This is a genomic window from Viscerimonas tarda (assembly GCF_054601255.1).
In genome coordinates this window covers 25,181-51,781 of sequence record NZ_BAAHWV010000010.1, presented here as the reverse complement: position 1 = coordinate 51,781, position 26,601 = coordinate 25,181, and the positions used below count along the sequence as shown (strand labels likewise).

Below are 26,601 nucleotides of genomic sequence, written 5' to 3'. Positions count from 1 at the left end.
GCGATTTATGAAAAGATATAAAATTATACAAGTTCTTACGTTAGTAGGAATCCTCTTATTTAATATCCATGCCGGTTATGCTCAGGAAAAACGTCAGTTGACAGGGAAGGTTGTATCCTCCCTGTCGCATGGCCAACCATTGGCCGGCGCTGTTGTCTCGGTATCGGGAACATCAAACTCTGTGCAAACCGACAGTGAGGGTAATTTTGTGCTGGAAGCGCCGGACTTGGCCGCCAATATAGAAATATGGTCGCCGGGTTATTACACCTACAAGCAACCAATTATGGGACGAACCCAGATTGTAGCGAGCCTTATCCCTGTTGATAAATACAATTACAGCGAAACTTTGCTGAAGCACATGGACAAAGACGAATTGCAAAATAAATCTTCGGCCATTAACAACATCGATAAGTCGAGTTTTGCGAAAGGGAGTATAACAGTCGAACAGGCGATATATAACTCGCTGCCGGGTTTAAGAACCGTAATGAAGAGCGGTGCGCCGGGCGAAGGCGGTTATCTCAATTCGAGAGGGATAAAATCGTTTGTAGGTAGCTCGGCTCCCCTGATTGTAATTAATAACGTGCCCTACGTGAGCGATATGGAAGATTCGTATGTGGTTAACGGTTATTCAAACAGCATTCTTAACGGATTGAACCCGAACGATATTCAGAATGTTACCTATCTCAGAGGTGGCGATGCTTCTATCTATGGCTCACTGGGTTCCAACGGCGTTATCCTTATCGAAACCGATAATGCATCCGACCGCGAAACCAAAGTATCGTTTATCGGGCAATACGGTGTGTCGAGCAATACGGCTACTTTGCCTGTGATGAAAGCCGATGATTACAAAGCTTACATAGGTAACATCGCTTTGACTCACTATCCCGACCCGGCCGATGTATTGAGTACGTTTCCTTTTTTGAAAGACGACCCGAATTATTATTACAAGTTTATGTATGACGGCAACACCGATTGGCAAGACAAAATCTACACGCCGGCCCTTGTTACCGACAATTTGTTGAAAATAAAGGGTGGGGATGCGATAGCCATGTACGACCTTTCGCTGGGATATTTGAATCAGAGCGGAACGGTGGACGGCAGCAACCTCAGCCGGTATCACGCACGTTTGAATGCCAATGTAAATATATCCAGAGAGATAGATATGTTTGCATCCATTTCGATGGCCTATCTTACAAACGACTATCAGGAACAGGGAATGCTAAAACAAACCAATCCTATTTTGGCGGCGTTAGCTAAATCGCCCTTGAAAAGCCCGTATGAAGAAGACCAGTTTAATCACGAATTGCCCAATTTTTCGACCATAAAGGATATGGAAGGTAAATTTTATGAAAACGACCGTGTAAGTAATCCCCTGGCTGTGGTGAAAACAACCGAGCTGAAAGCGATAACTTATGACGTAATCATGAATGGCGGCTTTAATTATACCGTGAATCCCGACTTGAAATTGACCGGAATGGTGGGCTTTTTCTACAACTTCAACAACGCGAAAGCGTTTATACCGGGTGTAACAATCAGGTCTATCATGCCTCTTTCGGATGGTTTGGCCAACAATACCGTACGCAATGGTGTAAAAGAAACGCAAAACATCTATTTCAACCTGAATGGTTCGTGGAAAAAGAAGATTAATGATATACACAATTTAAAAGCCTCTTTGGGTTGGCAAATGATGCAAACCCATCGCGAGTTTGACTTGGGTACAGGGATGAATACCGCATCCGATTATTACAGGGATTTAGGAAATGTTTCGGTCGTAGGCCGTAATGATTACGGATACATCGACTTGTGGAACTGGATGAATTTCTACGGCAAAGCCGAGTACAACTACAACAACCTGATTTATGGAGGCCTGAACCTGTCGTACGACGGCGCTTCATCTACCGGCCCCGATGCTACCCGCTTTTATGTGTATCCATCGCTGAGCGCTGCTTGGAACATCAAAAACATGCCGGGTCTGTCGAACTCAGTTTTGTTGAATAAATTGACGCTCCGCGCCGAATATTCGTTGACCGGAAACAGCAACTATGCCTCTATGATGAGCGAATATTATTTCATCAATCAAACTTTCCAACAGTTGTCGGGTATCGTACGCCAGGGTATTGCCAATACCAAAATTGTTCCCGAAAAAACAGCAACAATTAATCTTGGATTGGATGTGGCCGTTTTAAACAATGCCGTGGATCTGACAGTAGATGTATATCAGAGCAAAACTACCGATGTTATCCTCGACAAGATGATTTCGCCCGTATTTGGTTTTAATTCTACTTACGACAACCTGGCCGAAATACAAAACACAGGCGTGGAAGTTGGTTTGCAGGGCTATGTTTTCAAAAACAAAAACTGGAGCTGGTTAGTTGGCGGTACTATTGCACAAAACAAGAACGAAATTTTGAGCCTGGGTGGCGAATCGGATAAGATTATCGAACTGGCCGACGGTTCGGCGCTTATCAGCCGCAAAGGCGAATCGGCTTATAGCTTCTATGGTTACAAAACCAACGGCGTGTTTGCTTCGGCACAGGAAGCTATCGCCAACGGTGGCCTTACAACCTATGCAGGAGCTTCTTTCGGCGCCGGTGATGTGCGCTTTGTGGACGAATACAGGGATGGCGTGATTGACCAAAAAGACCGCGTGATTTTGGGCGATGCAAATCCCAATGTGTTCGGACGGTTCTATACATCGGTAAGCTTCAAGGATTTCACGCTGACTGCCAACTTTGCATACAGCCAGGGCAACAAGGCTTACAATGCGGTAAGACGCAGCTTTGAGTCGGTCAACAGCTTCGAAAACCAGCTTATATCGGTGAATAGAAGATGGATGAGCGAAAACCAGGTAACAGATATTCCCAGAGCAGTTTACGGCGACCCAATGAACAATAGCCGCTTCTCCGACAGATGGATTGAAGATGCTTCGTTTGTCAAACTGAAAGAATTGACATTGAGCTACAACTTCAAAAACCTGTTCAATATAGTACGTGGAGGAACTGTTTATGTAACAGGCGAAAATCTGGCTACATGGACTAAATACCTGGGCCTCGATCCTGAGTTCTCGTATTCGTATAGCTCAAGCATGCAAGGTTTCGACTATGCAAAAGTGGCTCAACCGATGAATGTGAAATTTGGCGTTAATCTACAATTCTAAAAAATATAAACAATTATGAAACGATATATTAATATTTTAATTTTCATTTTATTAGGATTGTCGATAACATCCTGCGATGACTTTTTCGGTGTGAATCCTGATGACAAATTGCTGGGGGAAGATTACCCTAGCACGCTTACCGAGTTGTATTCGGGGTATATGGGGGTAGCGGCGAAAGCGCAAACAGTAGCCGACCAGGCGATATACCTCGAAGGCTTGCGCGGAAACTTGCTCGAACCAACCCAGAATGCAACAAACGAAATTATTGATTTGTACAACTACAGCGATGTCAGCCATAGTGAGTTTGCTAACCCCGTAGGATACTACGATGTGATTCTCAATGCGAATGACTACCTGGCTCATGTGACCGAATATTACGAAAAAAATCCGACAGCCATCGACCAAACTACATTCGATGCCCTGATAGGTGGTGTTCTTCGCTACAAAGCCTGGGCATACCTGATGCTGGCGAAGATTTATGGCGAAGCGGTGTGGTTGGACGATCCCCTCCTCCAGTACAAGGATATTACCCAATACCCAACGATTGGTTTTGATGCGGTAATCGACAAATGTATTACTTTAATCGAAACAGGTATTAAAATCAATGGACGTACTGGCAATATCACCGGTAAAGGCAGGGTGCGCTGGTCGGAAATCCTTAGCACAAGCGAATCGCAATGGGAACGCTTTTGCCCGCCGGCCGAAGCCTTGCTAACCGAGTTGTATTTGTTTGCAGGCAATTACCAAAAATCAATTGATAACGGATTCGCCATGCTGCGTATCGGATTGGAAGATTCTGAATCTAAACCTTCTTTCCAGATAACCCTTAGCGATTATAACGGCGACTGGAAAAAAATCTTCCGTACTTATACCCGTCTCGAAACTATATCCCTGTTTCTGTACGATTACGACAAAAACCAAAGCAATCACCTGATTGACTATTTCTACAACGGTCCTTCGTGCAAGTACCTGATGCGTCCTACACAGGCGGCGATAGATTTATTCAGGGCACAGGCACAGAGTGGAGCCGGAACAGGCGATACCAACCGGTCTTTTGGCGGTGATGGTACAAATAGAGACAATGCAGCTTCGTTTTTGTTTATAAATGGAGATTGGGTGATGTGGAAATATATCTCGAGCCGCGATGGCGCCGCTCAGGTTTTCCGTGGCGAAACGCCTGTGCAGATTTACCGCGCTTCCGATATTCATTTGTTTTTAGTTGAAGCTTTGTTGCACGTCGAACGGGCAGTATCGGACGCCGCCGGCAATGTTACTTACAAAGACCGTTTGACCGAAGCGATGGCCTTGTTCGAAGACGGAATGGCAGGATATTACGATTCGAAAGTGAAAGCTTTTGTTTCGCCTTTCGAAGATTTTCCGAGAACGCTTTATATAAGTTCGGCTACGGAAGGATACAATGTCGGAGTCAGAACGCGGGTTAGTCTTGCTAAGGTAGGTGGCCCTGTGGTTAGAAACGCAGCATTGACACTCGAAGAAAAGAGATACGCCCTGGATAAGCTGGTGCTGGACGAAACCTATCTCGAATCGTGTGGCGAAGCCCGTGGCTTGTATGCCGCCATTCGTATGGCAAAACGCTGGAACGATCCTTCGTTTGTAGCCGACAGGGTAAGCGAAAAATACCCGCTGGGCAAACGCGAGGAAATAGCTCAAAAGCTGCAAAATCCGGCTAATTGGTTTATTAAGTATGATTTGAAAAAATAACAGCCCCCCCGCCCCCCGTAGGGGGGATCCGGATCCCCCCTACGGGGGGCTTTTTAACAACAACAAAAATGAAAAAAAGCTTATTTCTTTTAGCGCTGATGTTTATTGCTTTGCAGGGTAAAGGGCTTTCCCTTTCCTCCGGCGATAGCTTGAGCCTGAAAGAAACGAAACCTTACTTCTCGATTCTCAAAAGCCAGACAGATACGGCTGTTATCAACCGCTATCCTGCCGGTAAGCTATCGGATTTTAGCCGTAGCCTGCAGCCTGTTGGGCGGATATTGGAATCGGAAGGTTATTATGTGTGGTGTTGCGCCCCCATATACGACAACGAAGGCCGTGTGCACGTGTTCTACTCGCGCTGGCCCGACAAGTACAAGATGGGCGGCTGGATACACAAGTGCGAAATTGCTCATGCAGTAGCCGACAAGCCCGAAGGCCCTTACGTCTATCTGGAAACAGTACTGGCTCCACGCCCGGGTTACTTCGATGCTACTACCTGCCACAATCCGCACATACAATACCTCAACGGAACCTATTACCTGTTTTATATGGGGAATAGCGACGGCTCGGTATATACCAAACGCATTGGCCTGGCAACCGCCAAATCGTTGTACGGCCCTTGGAAACGCTCCGATAAACCGGTTCTTGAAGCCGGAAACAAAGGCGAGTGGGACGATTGCAATACAACCAATCCGGCATTTTTGCTCAATCCCCAAAACGGGAAGGCTTGGCTCTATTACAAATCGTGGAACGAAAAGGACTACAGGAACGAAAAAGGCGACATTCGCGCCAACCGCAAGTATGGACTGGCTATCGCCGACGAGGTGGAAGGCGAATACAAGCGCTACGAAGGGAATCCCGTGATTGACCTCTCGGGGCATGGCGGAAACAAGCAGGTGGAAGATGCCTACATCTATGTAGAGGACGGCAAATTCAAGATGTTGATGCGCGATATGGGTTATTTCGACCACTCGGCAGGATTGATTTTTGAATCGGACAACGGCCTCGACTGGTCGGAACCAAAAATCGCCTGGTTTGGCGCCGAAGCCTACATCGCCGAATCGCCCGCTCCCGCTCACCTGAAAAGATACGGACGCTTCGAACGTCCACAGTTATTAATGAAAAACGGAAAACCCGAATACCTGTTCAATGCCGCCCAAGGTGGACGGTATGGCTCATCGTCGGGATTTGTGTTTAAAATAACCAGCCCCTCCAACCTCCCTGTGGGGGAGGCTTTTATGATCCCCCCTACGGGGGGCGGGGGGGCTTTTAATTAATTTAAAACCAATTTTATCATGAAAAAGCTTTACATTTTATTGGCCATGTTTTTGGCTGTTAGCCTAAGCACATTCGCACAAGACGATGTGGATTTAGGTAGAGATTATAATGGTTCTTCAGCATCGAATGCTACTTCCGGATCATTATTTGTTAGTGGTACCACAGCCTATACGGTTTATTCCGGTCAGACGACGGAAGTGAAATTTACTATTGGTGGTGGAGCTGCGACGAATAACGCTTCTAACAATGTTTATACCAATAGTGGTACTTATATTTGTGCTGCATTGACCACAAGTCAGACATACTATTTAGAAGGAACTATTACCAGCAATAGCGATGACAAAGTAATTACTGCGGTTAAAGTTAATGGCACAACCGATAATACATCCAATCCAGGACAGCCGGCGTTCCTTTTTTCGGATGAATACCCATTTAATCCGAATAATATTACCGGATACAAAGTTGGTAGTCTTCCTGCTTGTCGTGCCGGAAATAATGGACAAGTTGTTGATGGGGTAGATGTTCCTGACGGGACGAAATCATTCAGGGTATATCGACAGGTTAGCATAAAAGAGACTACAACATCCGGAATTTATGAAATTAATCCAACTGGAGATATTTCTCTTGGAACCGGTAGAACTCTTCGTCTCGCCTACGTGCGTGCAACGCTCGAAGATGGCGCTCCTGCTACCGAACCTAAAATCGAATTAACTTCGGCTGCGGCTACTACCACGCAAACTGTTTATCCCAATCAGTCGATAACTTCTATTGTTTATAAATATGGCGGTACAGCTACTGCGGCTACTATTGTATGGTCGCCGGGTGGCGTTACGGCTCCTGCCGGAATAACCGTTACCCCCAATACTACTGCCAAAACCCTTACTATATCGGGTAAACCAACGGCTGAAGGTACTTACAGCTATTCGATAACTTCTACCGATGGTTCGTTGATTACATCTCCTCTTTCGGGTACGTTGACCGTACAGGATACCGACAAAAAGAAATTGGCTTACGTTACAACCTTGGGCGATGTTCGGGACGATTCGTTTACAAATGCTTTTGAGGCATCAGGCAAATTTGCCGTTACCAAAATAGCTTCCAGCGCCACAGGTGTGGATTTTGATGTATTTGATATTATTGTGCTGAGCGCCGTTCCCAATTCGGGCGATGCCGGTCTTGCCGAACTGAAACTGGTTTCGTTGACAAAACCTTTCTTGCAGATGAAGACTTACCAAATGCAGGCCAGCAGATGGAATTGGTGTGTACCGGCTAATACCAATCAAACAACAATTGTTGTTCCGGCAGCAGCCAAAAGCCATGCCATATTTGACGGTATTATATTTACGGGAAGCGGGAATGACGAGATTGTTGTAACAACAAAAGAATCGGGTAATCGTGTTGTTAAATTCCCATCACTGGTATCTTCTTCTGCACAACCAACTGTGTTGGCCACTGCAAAAGGTGAGGCTGATCCTGCCTGGAGCTATGCCGAAATACCTGTGGGCACCACCCTGAATGCCATGTCTGACCCAACTCAGTTCTCACAGATAATATTGGGATTGAGCGAAACAGCATGGGACGGACTGACAGCCGATGCCATAACATTGGCCGTAAATGCAGCCAAATACCTGACAGGAGGATCCAGCGTTAACATCGAAAGCGCTGCTGCCGACAACGCAGGCAAAACAGTAGTCGATAAAGCCTATTACGACCTCACAGGCCGCCCGGCTGCAAAAACAGCCAAAGGCCTGTTGATACAAAAATCGGTGTACGAAGACGGAACATCGGCTTATAGCAAGGTGTATATAAAATAAGGATTAATGTAGGGGCAGACCTGCGTGTCTGCCCAATACACTATAACAACTATATTACTAATTTAAAAAAGAAAATTTTATGAAAAAGATTAGACTTTTTTTGATGGCTGTGTTTGCAGTCGTGAGTATGGGCTTACAAGCTCAGCCGACAGTATTGTTTGAAGCCAACTTTAATGTTGATGAAGGTTTTGGTACCGAAGGCGCAGAAAATGCGGAGGTTGATATTGATTATTATCCCGGAAATTCAGCCGATGCAAATGCGGAAAAAGTAATTGCTAAAGGCTTGACTCTTGGGGCAGGGCCTAATGGACAACGTATTCATATTAAGAATACTTCAGCAGCGTATGATTATACAGGTACAGAAGCTGCATATACAGCAGAAACTCCGGATGATAACGGAGCGACCAACGGAGGAATCAGCTTTATCCGCAAAACAACTGCCGGCGGTGGCGGATACTTAATCACGCCCGATATACAAGGCCCCGCAACTATAACACTGTGGACTTGTAGCGGAAATAACTCTACTGCACAAGAGTATGAAGCGTTAATCAGCGCAAATGGTGGAGAATATGTTTCACAAGGGCTTACCACTCTTCCAAGTACTAGGGTTATAAAAAAACAAGTATTCACTTATACCGGAACAGGAACATTTAAGTTCAAATTCCTCAATACAACTGTTGCAGGAAATAATACAAATCTGTATATATTCCGTATATTGATTACAGCAGGTCTTGATGTTCCGGCGCCAACTACACCAACGCTTTCTTTGCAATCGGGTATAGCTTCGCAGAATGTATATGCAGGTTCTGCTATTGCTCCTATCGTCTATAAATATGGCGGCACAGCTACTTCTGCTTCCGTTACATGGACAGCAGGATCGGTTCCGGCAGGATTAAGCGTTACTCCCGACGCTGAGGCAAAAACTGTTACCATTGCCGGTACTCCTACTGCTCAAGGTAATTATGCCTATTCGGTAACAGCTACTGATGGTACAAACACCACCGATGCGCTTACAGGAACTATCAGTGTAACCGTGCCTACCAAAACCCTGATTGCTTATGTAACCAACAACGCTACTCCAACCGATGCAGGCGATGTAGCCATCTTGGAAAAATTGCGCGAAAGCTATGATGTAAATGTGATTCTTTCTACAGCAACAGGCGTCGATTTCAGTACTTATAAAGCAATAGTATTGGCAGCATTACCGGGTTCGGGCGATGCAGGTATGTCGCAATACAAAGGTATAGCCAAACCTCTTGTTAACTTGAAACCATTTATGTATCAATCCAGCCGTTGGGCTTGGGGAAGTCCGGTTAATATAGAATCGGCATCTGATCCGGCTTCGTTAGACGATGTGCCTAAAGGCGTAGCCGTTGTAGATGCAGCTCATCCGATATTTGCAGGTTTTGGTAGCGAAATAGCTTTGGCAACCGGTTCAAAACATGCCAAATTCAGAATACTAACTCCTATATATGAGTGGGTAGCAGGCAACGAAGATAAAGCTACCGTATTGGCAACTGTTCCGGCAGGAGCTTATAACTATACCGCTTCATCTCCTGCGCCTAGCGGAACTACCGATGTTTCGGGCAAACCCGTTATTTTCGAGTTCCCTGTAGGTACAACTTTAGCTGATGGAACTTCTTTCACTCAAAAAAATATTAATATAGGAGTGAGTGAACAAACAGCAGGATTTTTAACAGCTGACTACTTGACTATCGTTAAAAACGCAGTTGATTATGTCATCTTGGGTAGCGGCGACGGTATCGGAAGCGTAGCTGCTGACAATAGCGGTAAAACAGTAGTCGATAAAGCCTACTACGACCTGACAGGTCGTCCGGTAGCTAAATCGGCAGCCAAAGGTTTGTTGATACAAAAATCTATTTACGAAGACGGAACATCTTCGTTTGGTAAAGTGTATATAAAATAAGGATTGATGTAGGGGCAGACCTGCGTGTCTGCCCATTACATTAAAAATATGAATTAAACCAAATAACGCTTTTATTTTACTAATTTCAAAATTAAATTTTTATGAAAAAAATTCGACTATTATTTTTAACTGCCTTTGCAGCAGTATCTTTGAACGGATTTTCACAAGCGGTTGGCGATGCACTTGTGTATGATGCAAGCAAGTATTACCAAATCTTCTCTTTCGGGACAGATGAAGGTAAGAATGTGGACAATCCGAAGTATTTGTATGCCGTCGGCGATTTGGTGAAATGGGTGGAAGTAACCGATGGCGATTTAACAGCAGCTCTTGCCGCCGCCGATATTGATGTAACAGCCACTTATTGGAAGCTGGCGCCATCGGGAACAGGCAAGCTTGCATTGAGAACTGCAAGTGAAAAATACATTGTACGCGGAAATATACCTTATGCTGATGGTACTGCTGAAATAGCAAGCGCTTTAATAGGCGAAACAAGGCAACCCTACTCTGTTCTTTTCGAAAAAGTTGATTCAAAAAATTCGATTGACTATAACACTTATAGCATTCGCATGGAAGTTCCGGATGGAGAAGCAACTAAAGTGGTAGGAATGGAAGTAAACAACGGAAACAAAGAAAGCGCTTCGGAATTGGAGAAAACCGTACAATTCAACAATACAGTAGCCGACCGTCCACGCTGGCGTTGGGTATTTGTCGAAACCGATATAGCTGCCTCTGTTGAAAGCGTTGTTGCCGACAGCAAAGTAGCAGTATCTAAAGCCTACTACGACCTGACAGGTCGCCCGGTAGCCGAATCGGCAGCCAAAGGCATCCTGATACAAAAATCGGTTTACGAAGATGGAACATCGGCTTATAGTAAAGTTTATATAAAATAAAAAACAGCCCCCCCACCCCCCGTAGGGGGGATTCAAAAGCCTCCCCTACGGGGAGGTTGGAGGGGCTTCCCCCCTACGGGGGGTGGGGGGGCTGCTGTTCGGGAAAATGTTATAAATCTGTTTTTTTTGAAACAAACACTTGAAAAATAAATAAATATGAAAAAATGTTCATTCATCATTGCCCTTTTGGGAGTATTGTTTTCGTGCAATGCCGGAAAAGTTGAAAAGATAGACCGCTTTGCGCTTGTTGAACGGAATAGTCCGAAAGTAAATGAAATTGAAGAGCTATCCTCCTTGTCGGTAGGCAATGGCAATTTTGCGTTCACTGTGGACGCAACAGGTTTACAAACATTTCCCGAACTTTATTCTGCCGGTGTCCCGCTCGGCACACAGTCGCAATGGGGATGGCACAGTTTCCCGAATGTGAATAACTTCACTCCCGAGGAAACATGGAAAATTTACAATTTCAGGGGCAAGCCCGAGCCTTATGCTGTTCAGTTTAACGAACCGGGCAGGCCGCACGATGCCGCCAACTATTTCCGCGAAAATCCGCACCGGATGCACCTGGGAATCGTAGGCCTCGAACTAACCAAGCCCGACGGCACAGCAGTGCAGGCAGGCGACATTAAAAACATCAATCAAAAACTTAACTTGTGGGATGGATTGATAGCCAGCAAGTTTACAATCGGCGGTGATTCCGTATCCGTAAAAACCGCCTCTCATCCCGACAAAGACCAGGTGGCCGTTGAGCTACATTCGGCCTTGGTGGCTAAGGGAAACCTGAAGATTAAATTCCGCTTTCCTTTCCCCACCGCCAAACATTCGGACGATGCCTGCAACTGGTCGGCGCCCGAAAAACACAAGACGGAGATTATTTCCCAAAACGGTCAGCAGGTCGTATTCCAGCGTTCGCTCGATACCACCACCTATTACGTTACCGTTAAATGGACAGGAAAAGCATCCGTTGACAAAAAAGAAGAACATTATTTCGTGCTCAGTCCCGAATCAGATAGCTTCTCGTTCACCTGCGGGTTTACAGAAGCAAAACCCACAGAAACAAACGATTCAGCAGGGGAAGCATTTGCCGCCTCGTCGGTCTATTGGCAAAAATTCTGGCAAGACGGCGCCGCAGTCGATTTCTCGAAGTGCACCGATCCGCGCGCCAAGGAACTCGAACGCCGGGTGGTGTTGTCGCAATACCTCATGGCCATACAATCGGCAGGATCCGTCCCTCCTCAAGAAACTGGCTTGACCTATAATAGCTGGTTCGGAAAGTTCCATCTCGAGATGCATTGGTGGCACGCCGCCCACTTTGCCCTGTGGAACAGAGCCTATTTGCTGGAACGCAGCATGGATTGGTACACCCTTGCCTATCCAAATGCAAAAGGAATTGCCGAACGCCAAGGATTTAAAGGCGCCCGCTGGATGAAAATGACCGACCCTTCGGCCACCGAAGCTCCTTCAAAGGTAGGCTCGTTCCTCGCTTGGCAACAACCGCATTTCATCTACATGTCCGAACTTATTTACCGCAGTAATCCCTCGGACGAATTTATAAAGAAATACGCCTTTTTGGTGAACGAAACAGCCGAATTTATGGCATCCTTTGCTACTTATGACGAACTGGAAGGCCGTTACATCCTGAAAGGCCTGATTCCGGCGCAGGAAACGCTGCGGGCTGGAGAAACAATCAATCCGCCTTTTGAACTGTCGTACTGGCATTATGCCATGTCGGTGGCGCAAGAATGGCGCGAAAGACAGGGCCTGGCACGCAAACCGCAATGGGACGAGCTGATTGACAAGCTGTCGCCCCTGGCCTATAACAAGGATGGACTGTATCTGGCGGCAGAAGATGCAGTGGATACCTACATTGATGTGCGCTATACTTCCGACCACATGGCCGTATTGGGCGCCTACGGCATATTGCCCAAGTGCAAGCTGGTGCGCGAAGACTACATGAAAAATACCCTGAACTGGATATGGGATAACTGGAATTGGGGCAAAACCTGGGGATGGGACTATCCGATGACAGCCATGAATGCCGCACGCATGGGCGAACCCGAAAAAGCCGTAGGCGCCCTGCTGATGGATAAACGGACAAATACCTACCTCGTAAACGGGCACAACTACCAGGATTCGCGCCTGAGGGTCTATCTTCCGGGCAACGGCGGATTGCTGACGGCGGTGGCCATGATGTGCGCAGGCTGGGATGGAAACGAAACAAAAAATCCGGGCTTCCCCAAAGACGGCACGTGGGATGTGCAATGGGAAGGTCTTATTCCGATGCCGTAAAGCCCCTCCAACCTCCCCGGCCTCTATCCCCCTACGGGTACTTTCTCCAAAAGGAGAAAGGAAAAGGTAAAAGCTTTTGGAGGCTCTTGAATCCCCTCTACGGGGGTGGGGGTGTGGCTTGTCATTGCGGGCTCCGACCCGCAATCTCCTGAAAATCATAGCACATTTACTCAGGAGATTGATTAAGGTCGATTTACGCTTCGCTCCAGTTCCGCATCAAGTGCGGAATGACAGACTTATTGGACGCCCCCTACATTTATCATTCATAATCAAATATACATGAAATCAATCGTATTAACACTTGTTTTTGCTGCATTAGCCGGTCTTACCTCCTATGCCCAGCCACGCGGATACTGGCACAACACCGAACGCGAGTTGCGTTACACACCCGACGGGGAGGACTTTGTTATCGTAAACGGTGATAAAAAGTTCAACAAGGCCTTGTACGGCACCAATACCGCCTTCCGTATTGAGACCAGCGATGTGCCCGAATTTGGATTCTTTATGCCGAATATGGGTGGCAACATGCAACTGGGCCTGATAAAGGGCGCTGAAAGCCTGTGGCTCAACAATGCCCAACACATCAAATCCATTTATCGTCCGGGCGCACGCATCTATGAAATAAAAGACCCGATTCTCGGAGCGGGAAAAATCAGCATTTATGTGTTGGCGATGGCCGATGCCGAGGGCTTGATTATGAAAATAGAAACCGAAAACATCGCTTTGGATACGGAGTTGATGTGGATGTACGGCGGGGCAAGCAACAAAAAATTCTCGCGCAACGGCGATTTGGGAGCCGATCCGCCCAATTCGTTTGCCTTAACGGTCAGCGGATGTAGCAATAACAAGTACATAGTCAGCGGTAATTCGTTTGAACTGCAATACGGCTTCGATGCCAAAGGCTCCTTCCGTTCTATCGAAGGGCTCTTCCCTGCGAATACGGTATTAAAAACCGGTTCGCCCTCCGAAATAACATCGCCGACTGCTGTTTGGGCTTCTTCGGCTGAGGACAATAAACCCGTCATCCTGGCCAGGACAAAGCTAAAGGCTTCCGAAATTCTATTTGTTTCCCTGAAAAACAAGGATAAAAGCGCATTGAACTATGCCGCTCTGCCAAGCGTATTCGACAAGGCCGAAATCCGGCGAAAAGAAATTGCCAACACCGTTAAGATAAAAACCCCCGACCCGTATTTCAATACGCTTGGCGGCGTGTTGAGCACAGCTGCCGATGGCATTTGGGACGGAACGTGCTGGCAACACGGCGCGATAGGCTGGCGTATGCCCCTGAATGGTTGGCGCGCTGCCTACGTGGGCGATGCGATAGGTTGGCACGACAGAGCCCGGACACATTTCGATGGTTATGCCGCTTCGCAGGTTACGACTGTTGAACCGGTAATACCGCATCCTACCCAGGATAAAAAACTGAATCTGGCGCGTGCCGAAAAGGTATGGGGCACGCAGATGTACAGCAACGGCTATATTAGCCGGAACCCGGACGATGCCTCCAAGATGCATCACTACGATATGAACCTCTGCTATATCGACGAATTGCTCTGGCACTTCAACTGGACGGGCGATATGGAGTATGTGAAAAAGATGTGGCCTGTTCTGGTACGCCATCTGGCCTGGGAAAAACGCAATTTCGATCCGAACGACGACGGTCTTTACGATGCATACGCTTCTATCTGGGCAAGTGATGCCCTGCAATACAACAGCGGCGGTGTTACCCATTCGTCGGCATACAACTACCGCGCCAATAAAATGGCTTCCGAAATAGCCGCAAAAATAGGACAGAACCCCAAGCCTTATGCCGTGGAGGCCGAAAAGATACTGAATGCAATCAATGCACAGCTATGGCTGGACAGAAAAGGCCGTTGGGCTGAATACAAAGACCTGATGGGTAATCAACTGGTGCATCCCGATGCGGCCATCTGGACGGTGTATCATGCTATTGACTCCGATATTCATTCGCCCTTTCAGGCTTATCAGGCAACACGCTACATTGATACGGAAATACCGCATATCCCCGTCTTGGCCAAAGGTTTGAAGGATGAAGACTACAAGACTATTTCCACCACCAACTGGCTGCCTTATTCGTGGTCGATCAACAACGTGGCTTTTGCCGAGGTGGCGCATACTTGCCTGGCCTACTGGCAAGCCGGACGAAACGAAGAAGCCTTCAAGCTATTCAAGAGCTCGGTGTTGGATGGAATGTATTTGGGAGACACGCCGGGCAATATCGGGCAAATCAGCTTCTATGATGCGGCACGCGGAGAGTGTTACCGCGATTTTGGCGATCCGGTGGGCGTTTATTCCCGTGCGTTGATACAAGGTCTTTTCGGCATACTGCCCGATGCGATGAACAACAGGCTGGCGATTCGCCCCGGTTTTCCTGTCGGTTGGGAGTCGGCATCGGTCTCCACTTCGGATATTGATTTCGATTTTCAACGAAGCGGGTTGAAGGATACTTACACGATTAACGCTAAATTCCCCAAACAGTTAAGTCTTGATTTATACCTGAAAGCTCGAAAAGACAAAATCAAATCGCTGAAAATCAACGGAAAAACGCAGGCTTGGACGCTCGAAGAAGGTATTGAATCGCCCTTGATAAAAATCCATGCCGAAGCAACAGTCGGCTACACCGTAGAATTGGAGTGGGAAGGCGCAGATATTGAACCGGCACAGTACAAGCAAGTGGCAACGGAAGGCGAAGACTGGACGCTAGCCACACATGCCCGGATAAAGAAGCTATACGACCCTCAAACGGTGTTGAAAAATGCGAAAACAACGGCAAACAGCTTGCAGGGAACGGTAGCCGGTGAGTTAGGTCATCGTAGCTTGTTCGTTCAGCTGGAGCAGGGACAAATGAGCTGGTGGCAACCAATCGCCCTCGAAGTAACCGATTATATTTCGGTGGATTACAATGCCGAATCGGAACAATTGCAGTTCTCGCTGAAAAACAACAGCCAACATAAATTACTTGGGCAGCTTGTTCTTAACGGAGCGTATAAACAAAACCTGAATCTCGTAGCAGACGGTAAATCGGAAGTTTATACCGTTCCGAATGAAAATGTGCGGTTTGGAACCAACGAACTGGAAGTGATTGAAAACGGAAAAGTGGTGTATAAAACCAAGCTCATCAACTGGAATTTAAAGAATCCGAATCCCGTATATGAAACGGTGAATATAGACGCTGCTCTGAATGCGTCCGTCAGGCAGATTTTCAAAAACGAATACCTCAGTCCGCGATCGCCTTATACAACCCTTCAAGTCCCAACGCAAGGGATAGGAGAGTGGTGTCATCCCGATATGTCGGCAGAGATAGATGATGCCGGATTGCGAAAAGCCTCCCAAAACAACGAATTTAAAACGCCATTCGGTATTCCGTTCAGAACAACAAGCGAGCGCTCGGCGAATAACATTGCATTTACGACATTGTGGGACAATTATCCTGAAAAAATAGTGTTACCTTTATCCGGTAAATCCGCACATGCCTATTTGTTGATGGCCGGAAGCGCCAATCACATGCAGTGCCACATCACCAACGGAACCGTAGTTATCCGCTATAAAGACGGAACTTCTGCTTCGCTGGTTCTGGTCAATCCCGATACCTGGGCGCCTATCGAACAGGATTTCTTTGTGGACGGCGAAGCATTTCAGGCAGCTCCCCGTCCGTATCGTGTAGCGCTTAAAACAGGCTTGGTGAGCCGGAACCTCGAAAAGGATATGAACATACGGGGCGTTTACGGGCGGAGCATCAACGGCGGGGCAGGCATTATTCTGGATTTGCCTTTGAACAAAAACAAAGAACTGCAAAGCATGGAGATAAAGGCCGTAGCCAATGAAGTGATTATCGGCTTAATGGCTGTAACGCTTCTGCGTTGAAGGGATTATACAAGTAAGAAACAAAAAATTTAAACATAAAAATATAAGTTGATTATGAATACAATAAGGAAAATAACCGCTTTGGTTCTCTTTTCATTGACCTGCGTTTGTTATACACAGGCACAAAAAACCGCCATTTTATTCGCCGAGTCCGAAATGAAGCGTTGCCCTCAGGCCTGGCAGCTCGATCATGGTAGCCGCTTGTATTTTGGCTACTCGCAAGGTGTTGGCTGCACGGCCATGTTGAAAGTGTGGAAACAGACAGGTGATAAAAAATACCTCGATTATGTGGTGCAATGGGCCGATACCCTGATTAATGACAAGGGTGAAATACACGAATACCATGTAGAATCGTATAATATCGACTACATCAATTCGGGGAAGGCGCTGTTTGATGTGTATGCGCAAACAGGCAACGAAAAATACAAGCTGGCTATGGACAGGTTGGTGAAGCAAATGAGCAACCATCCCCGCACATTGGAAGGCGGTTTTTGGCATAAACTTATCTATCAACACCAGATATGGCTCGATGGCTTATACATGGGTTCGCCTTTTCTGGCTCAGTATGCAGCTACTTTCAACAAGCCGGAACTGACTGATGATGTTATGAACCAGTTCCTTATTTGCGCCAAACATACTTACGATGCCAAAACAGGGCTTTACTACCATGCCTGGGACGAAAGTAAAAAACAACGTTGGGCCAATCCTGTAACAGGTCAGTCGCCTAACTTCTGGGGCCGCAGCATAGGCTGGTGGTTTATGGCATTGGTCGATGTGTTGGATTTCATTCCGCAAGACCATCCGCAAAGAGGCGAGCTGGTGAAGATAATCAATGGCTTGGCCGAAACCTTGCCCAAGTATCAGGATAAAACAGGCCTGTGGTATCAGGTGCTGGACAAAGGCGATAAGGAAGGCAATTACCTGGAAGCTTCGGTTTCGTCGATGTTTATGTATTCTTTTGCCAAGGCGGTGAATAAAGGATACATCGACAAAAAATACAAGGCAGTAGCCGAAAGAGCCTATGACGGACTGATGAATACGCTGATTGTAAAAAATCAGGATGGTACGCTTACACTGACAAAATGCTGTGCAGTGAGCGGTCTGGGTGGAAATCCCTACCGCGATGGCAGCTTCGATTATTACGTGCACGAACGCATCCGCAACAACGATGCAAAAGCAACCGGCCCGTTCATTATGGGTTGTTTGGAACTGAATAAATAATCAAATATCAAATAAATTCGATGATAATGAAACAGAATCTGTATTTTATTCTTGCGGGAATAGTCCTGTTTGCGCTGCCATCTAAAGCGCAAGATACACGGGAACGAACTTATTACTACGAAGTTTTGGAACCACGTCATGAACCGAAACCGCTGGTAGAAGGTTTTGCCAAAGAACGGGTAGATGAAAAAATGGGCAGGGGATTGGTTGCCGCCAAAACCCAGGACGGGAAGGCCATTCACCTGAGTTGGCGCGTACTGAAAACCGATGACGCTGCACTAAAATTTAATGTCTATCGCTCGGTAAACGGTAAATCGAAAAAGCTGAACAGCAAGCCGGTTGTCAATACCTCCGATTTTGTTGATACAACGCCGGTAGCAGGCCTTGCCGAGTATTGGGTGGAAGGTGTTTTGAACAAAAAATCGGAATTCTCGGACAAAATTACGGTGGACTTTTCCAAGTTGGAAACGACTAACTATGTGAGCGTGAAACTGAAAGGCGATGTGCGTGCCGGAAAAATTGCAGTTGCCGACCTCAACGGCGATGGCGTTTACGACTACATTATCCGCCATCCGCATACCAATGTCGATCCGGGTACAAAGGGCGATACCACCGGTGTAACGTTTAAAATAGAAGCTTACCTGAGCGATGGCGCTTATCTGTGGACAAAAGACTTAGGTCTGTCCATCGAACCGGGAATCTGGTATTCGCCGTTTGTTGCTTACGATTTCGATGGCGACGGCAAAGCCGAAGTGGCCATCAAAACAGGTGGCGCCGACTACAAACGCAACGAGCTGGGACGTGTTTACGGCGGTAGCGAATACCTGACCATACTGAATGGTATGACCGGAAAAGAAATTGCCTCGGTGGATTGGCCTGAACGCAACGACCGTTATGGAAATCTGGTCAGACAAAACCGCAACCAGATGGGTATGGCTTTTCTGGACGGAAAAACTCCTTGCATATTGGCTGCACGCGGCACCTACAAACTGTTGGTGGTGGATGCCTGGCAACTGAAAAACGGCAAGCTGGAAAAAGTGTGGCGTTGGGATGGCGATGAAGAAAATCCCATTATCCGCAGTCAGGGTTCGCACAACATGGTGTGCGGCGATATTGACGGCGATGGACGAGACGAAGTGCTAATAGGTTCCTGCGCTATTGACGATAACGGTACGCTGTTGTGGTCAACCGGCTTGGGACACCCCGATAAAGTTTACCTGACCGACATCGACCCCTCCCGCCCGGGAATGGAGGTTTTTCTGGCCTTGGAACCTTGGCACGAAAACGGGTACGGCGTGTGTACGGTGGATGCAAAAACCGGCGAAAAGATATGGGGCATTGGTCATAAAACTTTCCATGTGGGCGACGGCATGGTGGCCGATATAGATCCTGCTCATCCGGGGCTGGAATGTTTTGCCAGCGAAGACAGCAAAGGCGGTTCTTCGGATAAATATTTGCTTACTTCAACCGGCGAAAAAATAGGCATGAATGCGGATGTTCCTCCCTGCCGCAACTGGATATGGTGGAACGGCGGATTGGTGCGTCAAACTTTCTTTGGCGACGATAACCGCTGGGGAGCCGGTTCAAGCTCAAACGGCAGAAGCCAGTCTATCGGCTATTGGAAAGGCGAAAAACTAACCGAGGGCATACAAGGCGATATTATTATGATTGCCGACCTGCTTGGCGATTGGCGCGAAGAGGTGGTTACAGCCCTGCCCGGCGAATTGCGGATTTATCATACCGCTTTTCCGGCAAAGGACAAACGGGTAACGCTGATGCAGGATCCTGTCTATCGCAGCTATATTCTTGAGCGGTCGCAAGGTTATCCTCAATCGCCTGTTCCGTCTTATTATCTGGGTGAGTAATTAAAATTGATGATTGGAATTTTATGAAAAGAATCACTAGTTCAATATTGCTTATAACATTTTGTGTTACAAGCTTGTTTTCTCAAAAAGGAGGTTATGATTATTTGTACAAAGGCCTTCCTTTCGATATGCCTGTTTTATCGGCTCCTGTTTTTCCGGCCAATAACGCGCTGATAACCGATTTTGGCGGAGTAGGGGATGGCATTGTCCTCAATACCGGAGCTTTTGCCAAAGCGGTGGCTGCCTTGGAGGCCAAAGGCGGTGGAACGCTTATTGTTCCTTCGGGTGTATGGCTGACTGGCCCCATCGTCCTCAAAAGCAATATTAATTTGCACTTGCAGAATAGGGCTATCCTCCTGTTTTCGCCCGATAAGGATTTGTATCCAATAGTGGAAACCGTATTTGAGGGATTGGATACACGCCGTTGTCAGTCGCCCATTTCGGCGCGCAATGCGGTGAATGTAGCCATCACCGGAAACGGCGCTATTGACGGAAACGGACAGGTTTGGCGCCCCTTGAAAAAACAGAAGGTTTCCGATGGTTTCTGGAAATCGGCTACTTCGGCGTCGGGAACATTCAAACGGGCAGATTATTGGATGCCATCGGCGGCCTACTTACACGCGGATACGATTAGCGATATGAATGTGCCGAAAAACATAAAAACAGACGCCGAATGGATGGCCATACGCGACTTTTTGCGTCCGGTGATGATTAGCTTCATGGAGTGCAAGGGCGTGTATCTGAACGGTGTTATTTTTCAAAATTCACCCGCTTGGAACATTCACCCGCTGATGTGCGAGAATGTGATTATTGATGGCATTCAGGTGCGCAATGCGGCTTATGCACAAAACGGAGACGGTTTGGACTTGGAATCGTGTAAAAACTCAATTATTGTAAACAGTTCGTTCGATGTGGGCGATGACGGTATTTGCATCAAATCGGGAAAAGGTGTGGACGGACGGAAACGCAACCGTCCCTGCGAAAACCTGATAGTGGATAACTGTACGGTCTTTCAAGGGCACGGCGGATTTGTAGTCGGCAGCGAAATGTCGGGCGGCGTGAAGAATATCAAGCTTTCCAACTGCCAGTTTCTGGGCACGGATGTTGGTCTGCGCTTCAAAAGCACACGTGGCAGAGGTGGAGTTGTAGAGAACATTTATGTAACGAATATCAACATGTTCGACATTAATACCGAACCACTTTTGTTCGACCTTTACTATGGCGGCAAATCGGCCTCCGAATCATTGGCCGACGGCGATAAAACCCCTGTTGAGGCCTCGCTCCCTCCGGTAGATGAAACTACGCCCTCTTTCCGAAATATATTCATCAAAGATATTGTATGCAGTTCGGCACGCCGGGCGATGTTCTTCAACGGGCTTCCCGAGCACAACATCAACAACATCAACATCGAGAATGTAACGATTCACTCAACCATCGGCGCCGAACTTTCCGAGTCGGATAATATTACGCTGAAAAACATCAATATTTATCCGAAAAAAGGCTCTGCGTTGATTTTGAAGAATGTGAAAGACGTTAAAATCAAGGGCTTTCAAACCAATCCCGATATTCCTGTGATGGTTGATATTTCGGGGAAAAACAGCCGGGCGATCGAAATAGCCAGCCAATACGGAGGAGATAAAATAAAACTGGATAAAGCAATTAGCAGCGAAAAACTGAGGTTGGTGAAGCAATGAACAGTATAAGAAGCCTGACTTTTACGCTGTTGGCTATCCTGGTTTGCATTTCGATGCAAGCTCAGGACGGGGCATCGGCTAAATTGTCAGGCTTCGTTAAAAATATCAACTCGTTCAATTACCTGAATCCGCAGGAGAAAGTGTATCTGCATTTTGATAATTCAGGTTATTAACAATCAACCTATTGGTAAATTTGAAAATTTTTACAGAAATATTAGCGGAATATTTGTAAGCCAAATAGAATCAATCGCTATAGTGGAAGACAATAATGCATCATTTCCATATTTAGAAGATGAAGGATTGGCACATTTAAATACGCAGAACAATGTAGCTATATTCATTTATACCAACAAAGATGGAGGAAAACGTAGAGAAAATAAAGGCATCCGTCCCACCAAACTGGCCGGTTATTCGGTGGCTAGTGAATATTATCGTGCCGATTACAGCAAGGGAATACCTGCTAATGAGAAAGATTATCGCCGCACTTTGTACTGGAACCCTGACCTGAAAACAGATGCAACAGGCAAGGCATCAATCAATTTTTACAACAATAGCGTAGCGAAGCAGCTAGACATTAGTGCGGAAAGGTTGAGCAGCGGTGGTTTGCCGGTGGTATCTACAACACCTCCGCCATCCTTTTAGCCTCTTGCAGCGAGCAGGCATTAAAGTGCCACCATTCGCCTCTGATGGTGTTGAATCCGGCTTCTGTCATCACCGTTCTGAGGAGCCTCCGGTTAGCGACTTGTTGATGTGTTAATACGCCGTTGAGGACATAGGAGTCTTCGTTGTCTATTCCTGCTTTTGCGCCAAAATAATCGAATTTGGTTCCCATATCCAGCGAGAGATTTGTGGTGTCGCATATCGTTATATCAACTGCCATCCCGTAGTTGTGGAGACCGGTTCTTTCGGGATTGGCCACATACGGCTGTTGGGGGGTATTTTTTACCATCTCGAACATTTCGCGTTGTATAGCCAGAGGGCGTGCTGCGTCATAAACCAGCAAACTGTATTCGGGATGTTGGCTTTTCAATAGCGATTGGGCTTTTGCCAGTTTCGCCATGGCGTATGGATGCAGATAAGCCCGGTTCAGGTTCTTGTATAAAATCCGGCCAGCAAAGTTATCTGCTGATGCGTATTTCAGGTCGATTGCAATGCTGGGGTAGCAGGCTTTAATATCCCTCAAGCCCAAACTATCGAGTTGCAATTCTAAGCTGCTCTTCGGAATTTTATCGGCGCTATTCTCCGAGGCTAAGCTATCCTGTACGCTTATGTTATCGTCTGCATCTTTTGCCGAAGGCTTACCCGAACAGTAAAATAGTGAAAAGACGATTACCGGCAAGAAAGCAGCTAGATATAGGCTACTTCTTCCTTTTTTCTCTGGCTTGTTTTTCTTTTTCACGTCTCTCAGCTTCACGTTGTTTTGCTTTTTCTTTCCGGGCTTTTTCTTTTGCCTTTAGTTCCTCTGCCCGCGCCTTTTCCTTGTCTTTCAGCTCTTGCCGATGGGCTTTTTGTGCATCGACTTTTGCCTTGGCAGCCGCTTTCAGGGCGTCTTCTTTCGCTTTTATAGCCGTTTTTTCAAGCTCAACTTTTTCTTTCCCGGCATTTTTAATTGAGTCCTGCCTGGCCTTCTCCAGCGTGTTTATCGAATCTTGCGCCGCTTTTTCCCTGGCTTTTTTCGCTTTATCAAGTTCCTTTTGTATCCTTTTTTCTTCCTTGAGCGTTTCCTTTTCTTCTTTCGTCAGTTTCGGCTTGTTTTTGATGCTGTTTATCAAACTCTTAATGCCATCCACAGGGTTGTTGACTATGGCATCCAGGGCATCGTTCACATCGTTTGCTCCGTCCATTATGTCATCAATCGCTTTGTCGGTAATAGCCTCTTCGATGTTGTTTTCTACTTTCTCTATTTTCCCGTCAACACTTTCTACTTTCGGCTTGATGATTATTTCAAGCGGCTTAATATCGTCGATGCTTTCGGTCTCAATTTCGGCAGGATTGGTTTCCGTATCGCTTGTTTCGGCGCTCTTTTCTTCGGTTTTTTCCGGTTCTTCCTCTTCGGCGGTTTCCTTCAGCTGGTTATCCCAATGGGCGATTAATTGAGGCATTTGTGCTCCATAGTTCTCCTTGAAGAACTCGAAGTAGTCATTCAAGCTTTTACCCCTCGATAAAACGGCATAGTTACCGGTGGAAATGGGTAAGATTATAATTGTTGAGTCCAGTTTTCCAATCAACGAATTTTCCTCAAAGATTTTGTTGGTATATTCTGCCACATCCTTTAATGAAGCGAATTCGCTCACCTGCAATATTCCAAAAGGAGTTAATTCGCTAAAGTTCAGGTCGAAGGTCTGCAAAACAAAGTTGGAGAAATTGTAATCGGCCACATTGTAAAGCAAGTCATTCTTGCTAGTCTTTTGCGGGTCGAAGATTAACATCAGCTGATGGGGCGCATCGGCTTCATTCTTGAACTGGGTGATGGTGTCAATCTCTGCAAACTCGGCGCCTCCCAGCGGGATGTTCCATATCATGCCGCGGGCAGTACCGCCTGCCGCAAGAATTTTCCCCGAATTTATTCCTTTCAGCATTTCCGAGGCAAGCGTTGTTACATCGGCTTCGGGATATTTCTCTACCAACTCGCTCAACTTGTTCTTGAAAGTCGCCGGTTCGTTGGTTTGAGCATAGCTTAACGCATCGAGGAACATGAATTTCGGGCGCAGTTTCGATAGGGGATACTTATCCTCCACAAGGGTGTAATTTTTGCGTACAACAGCTGTATTACCGGCTAAATACGCATCGTATGTTTCGTGATAAAGGCTGCTTTCTATTTGAGGCAAATTCCTCAGATTCCATTCGTAATCAGGGTCCGACAGAGTTTTTGCATAACTGCCTTCCGCAAACTGGTTCAGCAGCTTGGCCCTGTAATTATCGGCCATGGCTTTATCGCCAAGTTGGGTGTATATGAGGAATAACTGGTAGTAAATTTCTTCCAGATTCGGGGTCTGCGGAAAGCGGCGCATATCCGTGTCGAAGGTCTCAATGGCCAGATTGAAATCAAGGAGATCGTCCTTGTAAATCAATCCCATCTGGAAGCAAGCATCCTCAATAATTTCGTTCGATTCCTGAATAGCTTCCGGCGTTAATGGCAACTGGCTTAAATAGAACTCGGGTGTATAAATCTCCGCTTCGCCTCTCTGAGTTTTTTCGGGCGCTGCTTCATTGTTGCTGATGCTGTCGGCCACATTTTCTCCGGTTTCGGCCAGAACCTCATCGCTAGGAGAGTCGCCAAACGAGGACGAACTTTTATTTTTTCGCCGCCAGTTATCCTCCAGTTTCCGGTTGCCCCACAGTTTTCGGAACGATGTTTTCCCTTGCACAACCGTCTGGGGATTGTAGAAGTAAAACGGGCTTTGCGCACCCCCCAATTGTCTGGGCAAATTGGCCGGCTTGTTGGATGGAAAACTCTCCGAATCGTCCGGGTTTTCCGAGTTCCAATCGGCGCGGGCTTGTTTCTTTTTTTCTTCTTCGTCTTTTTTCTTCAGGTCGGCAATGAGCTTGTTAATAGCCTCCAGCCGTTCATTTTCCGGCATTCGGGCCAGGGTTTGCAAGCTGTCCTGCAAATGGATAGCCTGTGCGTGAATCGCCAGTTTGTCAAGCACCTCCGAGCGCAGCATCAACTCGTCATACCGCTCGTATTTTTTACCCAGAATGCCTAAAGCTTCGGGGTAAAGCGGTTGGGCGTGAATGTAATCTTTTTGCTTGAAGTAAATATCGCCCAGCATAACCTGTGTTATGGCTTTATCGTATCCGTTTCGCGTACTCTCCCGTATGGCAAGGGTGTAGCTGTCAATGGCTTTCAGCGTGTCGGAATTGCGTAGATAAATATTCCCTATCGTGTAATGTATTTGGTCTAAATACTCTTCGTTTTTCGCCGATTTTGTCATCTTGTTAAGGCTCGATAATACCTTTTTTTCGGCCTGCCTGTCATCGGGATTAATGTACTGCGCTTGTTGAAGCTTGGCATTCAGCGCGAACATGTAGGGGGTATTCAAACCCGGAACCTTACCGAAGGCCTCGTATGCTTTCGCCCTGTTCCCTGTTTTGGCATACAGTTGCCCCAGCAGGTATTTGAACCGCATCGACTGAGCGCCATCTTCGTTTTTTATTGCTGTCTGAAGGTAGGGAATGGCTTCTTCGTATTTTTTACTTCGGATAAGGTAGTTGGCATAAGCCTCGGCGTGTAAGCCTTTTTGTGTGTCGGGAACGCCTCCGGCCAGTTCAATCTGACGGAAAACATTTTCGGCTTCGTATATCCAATTCATTTGCAGATAGGCGTTTGCTATCCACAAACGCGCTTCGGTAGCTGTTTCGGGGTCGGTTTTATAGAGCCGCGTAATGTGCGAGAAGGTAGTTACGGCACGCAGGTAATCGAGGCTTTGATACTCGGCTTTGGCCATTAATAACCACGCATTTTTCAGGAAAGGATTAAATTCGCGCTGGCTCAACCATTCCTGATAAGCCATATTGCTGCGTTTATTGGGGTCTCTTTCGGGTTTAACCGAAATGGAATGCAGCTTGATGGCTTTAACGCATTTATCAATGGTGGTTTCAAATCCGTTGATTCGCTGCTCCTCGTCGGGATAATAGGGATACATGTAAATCATCTCCGACAGATTATCCACGTAGGCAGTGTTCTTACTCTCTAAGGCATTGATATAGGATTGCTCGGCATTGAAGTAGATATTGTAGCGCGTGTTGATTTCATGGTACAAGCGCGTAGTCTTCGTATTCTTCTGGTTCGAACACGAAAAAAGCAGTAATAAAGAACTGATTGTGCAAAATATCGATACCTTTTTTTTCAACACGTA

General features: G+C 46.7%; 14 protein-coding genes and 1 pseudogene. 13 read left to right on the top strand and 2 right to left on the bottom strand.

What is annotated here, in order from left to right:
- Positions 1 to 7 precede the first annotated feature (7 nt).
- The 13 genes and pseudogenes from ACYPWY_RS06095 to ACYPWY_RS06035 all read left to right on the top strand — a co-directional run bounded on the left by ACYPWY_RS06095 (position 8) and on the right by ACYPWY_RS06035 (position 22,384).
- Positions 8 to 3,157 carry a SusC/RagA family TonB-linked outer membrane protein gene (locus tag ACYPWY_RS06095; protein ID WP_459684549.1) on the top strand — a complete coding sequence of 1,050 codons (3,150 nt, stop codon included), beginning with the start codon at positions 8 to 10 and terminating at the stop codon, positions 3,155 to 3,157.
- 15 nt (positions 3,158 to 3,172) lie between these two features.
- Positions 3,173 to 4,879 (top strand): hypothetical protein, encoded by a 1,707-nt coding sequence (locus tag ACYPWY_RS06090; protein WP_459684548.1) that lies wholly within the window; start codon positions 3,173 to 3,175, stop codon positions 4,877 to 4,879.
- A 68-nt stretch (positions 4,880 to 4,947) separates the two neighbouring features.
- The gene (locus ACYPWY_RS06085; protein ID WP_459684547.1) at positions 4,948 to 6,156 is read left to right on the top strand and encodes a glycoside hydrolase family protein; all 1,209 of its coding nucleotides are present in this window, start codon (positions 4,948 to 4,950) and stop codon (positions 6,154 to 6,156) included.
- An 18-nt stretch (positions 6,157 to 6,174) separates the two neighbouring features.
- Entirely contained in the window at positions 6,175 to 7,971 is a 1,797-nt protein-coding gene (locus tag ACYPWY_RS06080; protein ID WP_459684546.1) for a hypothetical protein, read from the top strand.
- 79 nt (positions 7,972 to 8,050) lie between these two features.
- Positions 8,051 to 9,898 (top strand): Ig domain-containing protein, encoded by a 1,848-nt coding sequence (locus tag ACYPWY_RS06075; protein WP_459684545.1) that lies wholly within the window; start codon positions 8,051 to 8,053, stop codon positions 9,896 to 9,898.
- Positions 9,899 to 9,999: 101 nt separating this feature from the next.
- Positions 10,000 to 10,788: a hypothetical protein gene (locus ACYPWY_RS06070; protein WP_459684544.1), complete on the top strand. Its 789-nt coding sequence runs from the start codon at positions 10,000 to 10,002 to the stop codon at positions 10,786 to 10,788.
- 156 nt (positions 10,789 to 10,944) lie between these two features.
- Positions 10,945 to 13,077 carry a hypothetical protein gene (locus ACYPWY_RS06065; RefSeq protein WP_459684543.1) on the top strand — a complete coding sequence of 711 codons (2,133 nt, stop codon included), beginning with the start codon at positions 10,945 to 10,947 and terminating at the stop codon, positions 13,075 to 13,077.
- Positions 13,078 to 13,356: 279 nt separating this feature from the next.
- Positions 13,357 to 16,962 carry a DUF4450 domain-containing protein gene (locus ACYPWY_RS06060; protein WP_459684542.1) on the top strand — a complete coding sequence of 1,202 codons (3,606 nt, stop codon included), beginning with the start codon at positions 13,357 to 13,359 and terminating at the stop codon, positions 16,960 to 16,962.
- 141 nt (positions 16,963 to 17,103) lie between these two features.
- Positions 17,104 to 18,183, top strand: a pseudogene (locus tag ACYPWY_RS06055) (glycoside hydrolase family 88/105 protein); the annotation flags it as partial.
- Between the two features lie 20 nt (positions 18,184 to 18,203).
- Positions 18,204 to 20,048 (top strand): rhamnogalacturonan lyase family protein, encoded by a 1,845-nt coding sequence (locus tag ACYPWY_RS06050; RefSeq protein WP_459684541.1) that lies wholly within the window; start codon positions 18,204 to 18,206, stop codon positions 20,046 to 20,048.
- Positions 20,049 to 20,071: 23 nt separating this feature from the next.
- A complete protein-coding gene (locus ACYPWY_RS06045; protein WP_459684540.1) occupies positions 20,072 to 21,742 on the top strand; it encodes a glycoside hydrolase family 28 protein in 1,671 nt (556 codons plus the stop codon).
- Positions 21,739 to 21,915, top strand: coding sequence for a hypothetical protein (locus ACYPWY_RS06040; RefSeq protein WP_459684539.1), 177 nt, complete (start codon positions 21,739 to 21,741; stop codon positions 21,913 to 21,915). Before ACYPWY_RS06045 ends, ACYPWY_RS06040 begins: the two co-directional genes overlap by 4 nt.
- A gap of 82 nt (positions 21,916 to 21,997) precedes the next feature.
- The gene (locus tag ACYPWY_RS06035) at positions 21,998 to 22,384 is read left to right on the top strand and encodes a hypothetical protein (RefSeq protein ID WP_459684538.1); all 387 of its coding nucleotides are present in this window, start codon (positions 21,998 to 22,000) and stop codon (positions 22,382 to 22,384) included.
- Here ACYPWY_RS06035 and ACYPWY_RS06030 read toward each other — a convergent pair.
- Together ACYPWY_RS06030 and porW are read right to left on the bottom strand one after the other, a co-directional pair.
- Positions 22,359 to 23,156, bottom strand: coding sequence for a M15 family metallopeptidase (locus ACYPWY_RS06030; RefSeq protein WP_459684537.1), 798 nt, complete (start codon positions 23,154 to 23,156; stop codon positions 22,359 to 22,361). The genes ACYPWY_RS06035 and ACYPWY_RS06030 overlap by 26 nt on opposite strands.
- Complete coding sequence (gene porW / locus ACYPWY_RS06025; RefSeq protein WP_459684536.1) at positions 23,101 to 26,595, bottom strand: type IX secretion system periplasmic lipoprotein PorW/SprE; 3,495 nt, start codon at positions 26,593 to 26,595, stop codon at positions 23,101 to 23,103. The genes ACYPWY_RS06030 and porW overlap by 56 nt, the downstream gene beginning before the upstream one ends.
- Positions 26,596 to 26,601: the final 6 nt, after the last annotated feature.

Excerpts from the sequence above, each read along its gene's own strand:
- ACYPWY_RS06095 (WP_459684549.1), top strand. The coding sequence starts at position 8 with ATGAAAAGATATAAAATTATACAAGTTCTTACGTTAGTAGGAATCCTC.
- ACYPWY_RS06090 (WP_459684548.1), top strand. The coding sequence starts at position 3,173 with ATGAAACGATATATTAATATTTTAATTTTCATTTTATTAGGATTGTCG.
- ACYPWY_RS06085 (WP_459684547.1), top strand. The coding sequence starts at position 4,948 with ATGAAAAAAAGCTTATTTCTTTTAGCGCTGATGTTTATTGCTTTGCAG.
- ACYPWY_RS06080 (WP_459684546.1), top strand. The coding sequence starts at position 6,175 with ATGAAAAAGCTTTACATTTTATTGGCCATGTTTTTGGCTGTTAGCCTA.
- ACYPWY_RS06075 (WP_459684545.1), top strand. The coding sequence starts at position 8,051 with ATGAAAAAGATTAGACTTTTTTTGATGGCTGTGTTTGCAGTCGTGAGT.
- ACYPWY_RS06070 (WP_459684544.1), top strand. The coding sequence starts at position 10,000 with ATGAAAAAAATTCGACTATTATTTTTAACTGCCTTTGCAGCAGTATCT.
- ACYPWY_RS06065 (WP_459684543.1), top strand. The coding sequence starts at position 10,945 with ATGAAAAAATGTTCATTCATCATTGCCCTTTTGGGAGTATTGTTTTCG.
- ACYPWY_RS06060 (WP_459684542.1), top strand. The coding sequence starts at position 13,357 with ATGAAATCAATCGTATTAACACTTGTTTTTGCTGCATTAGCCGGTCTT.
- ACYPWY_RS06050 (WP_459684541.1), top strand. The coding sequence starts at position 18,204 with ATGATAATGAAACAGAATCTGTATTTTATTCTTGCGGGAATAGTCCTG.
- ACYPWY_RS06045 (WP_459684540.1), top strand. The coding sequence starts at position 20,072 with ATGAAAAGAATCACTAGTTCAATATTGCTTATAACATTTTGTGTTACA.
- ACYPWY_RS06040 (WP_459684539.1), top strand. The coding sequence starts at position 21,739 with ATGAACAGTATAAGAAGCCTGACTTTTACGCTGTTGGCTATCCTGGTT.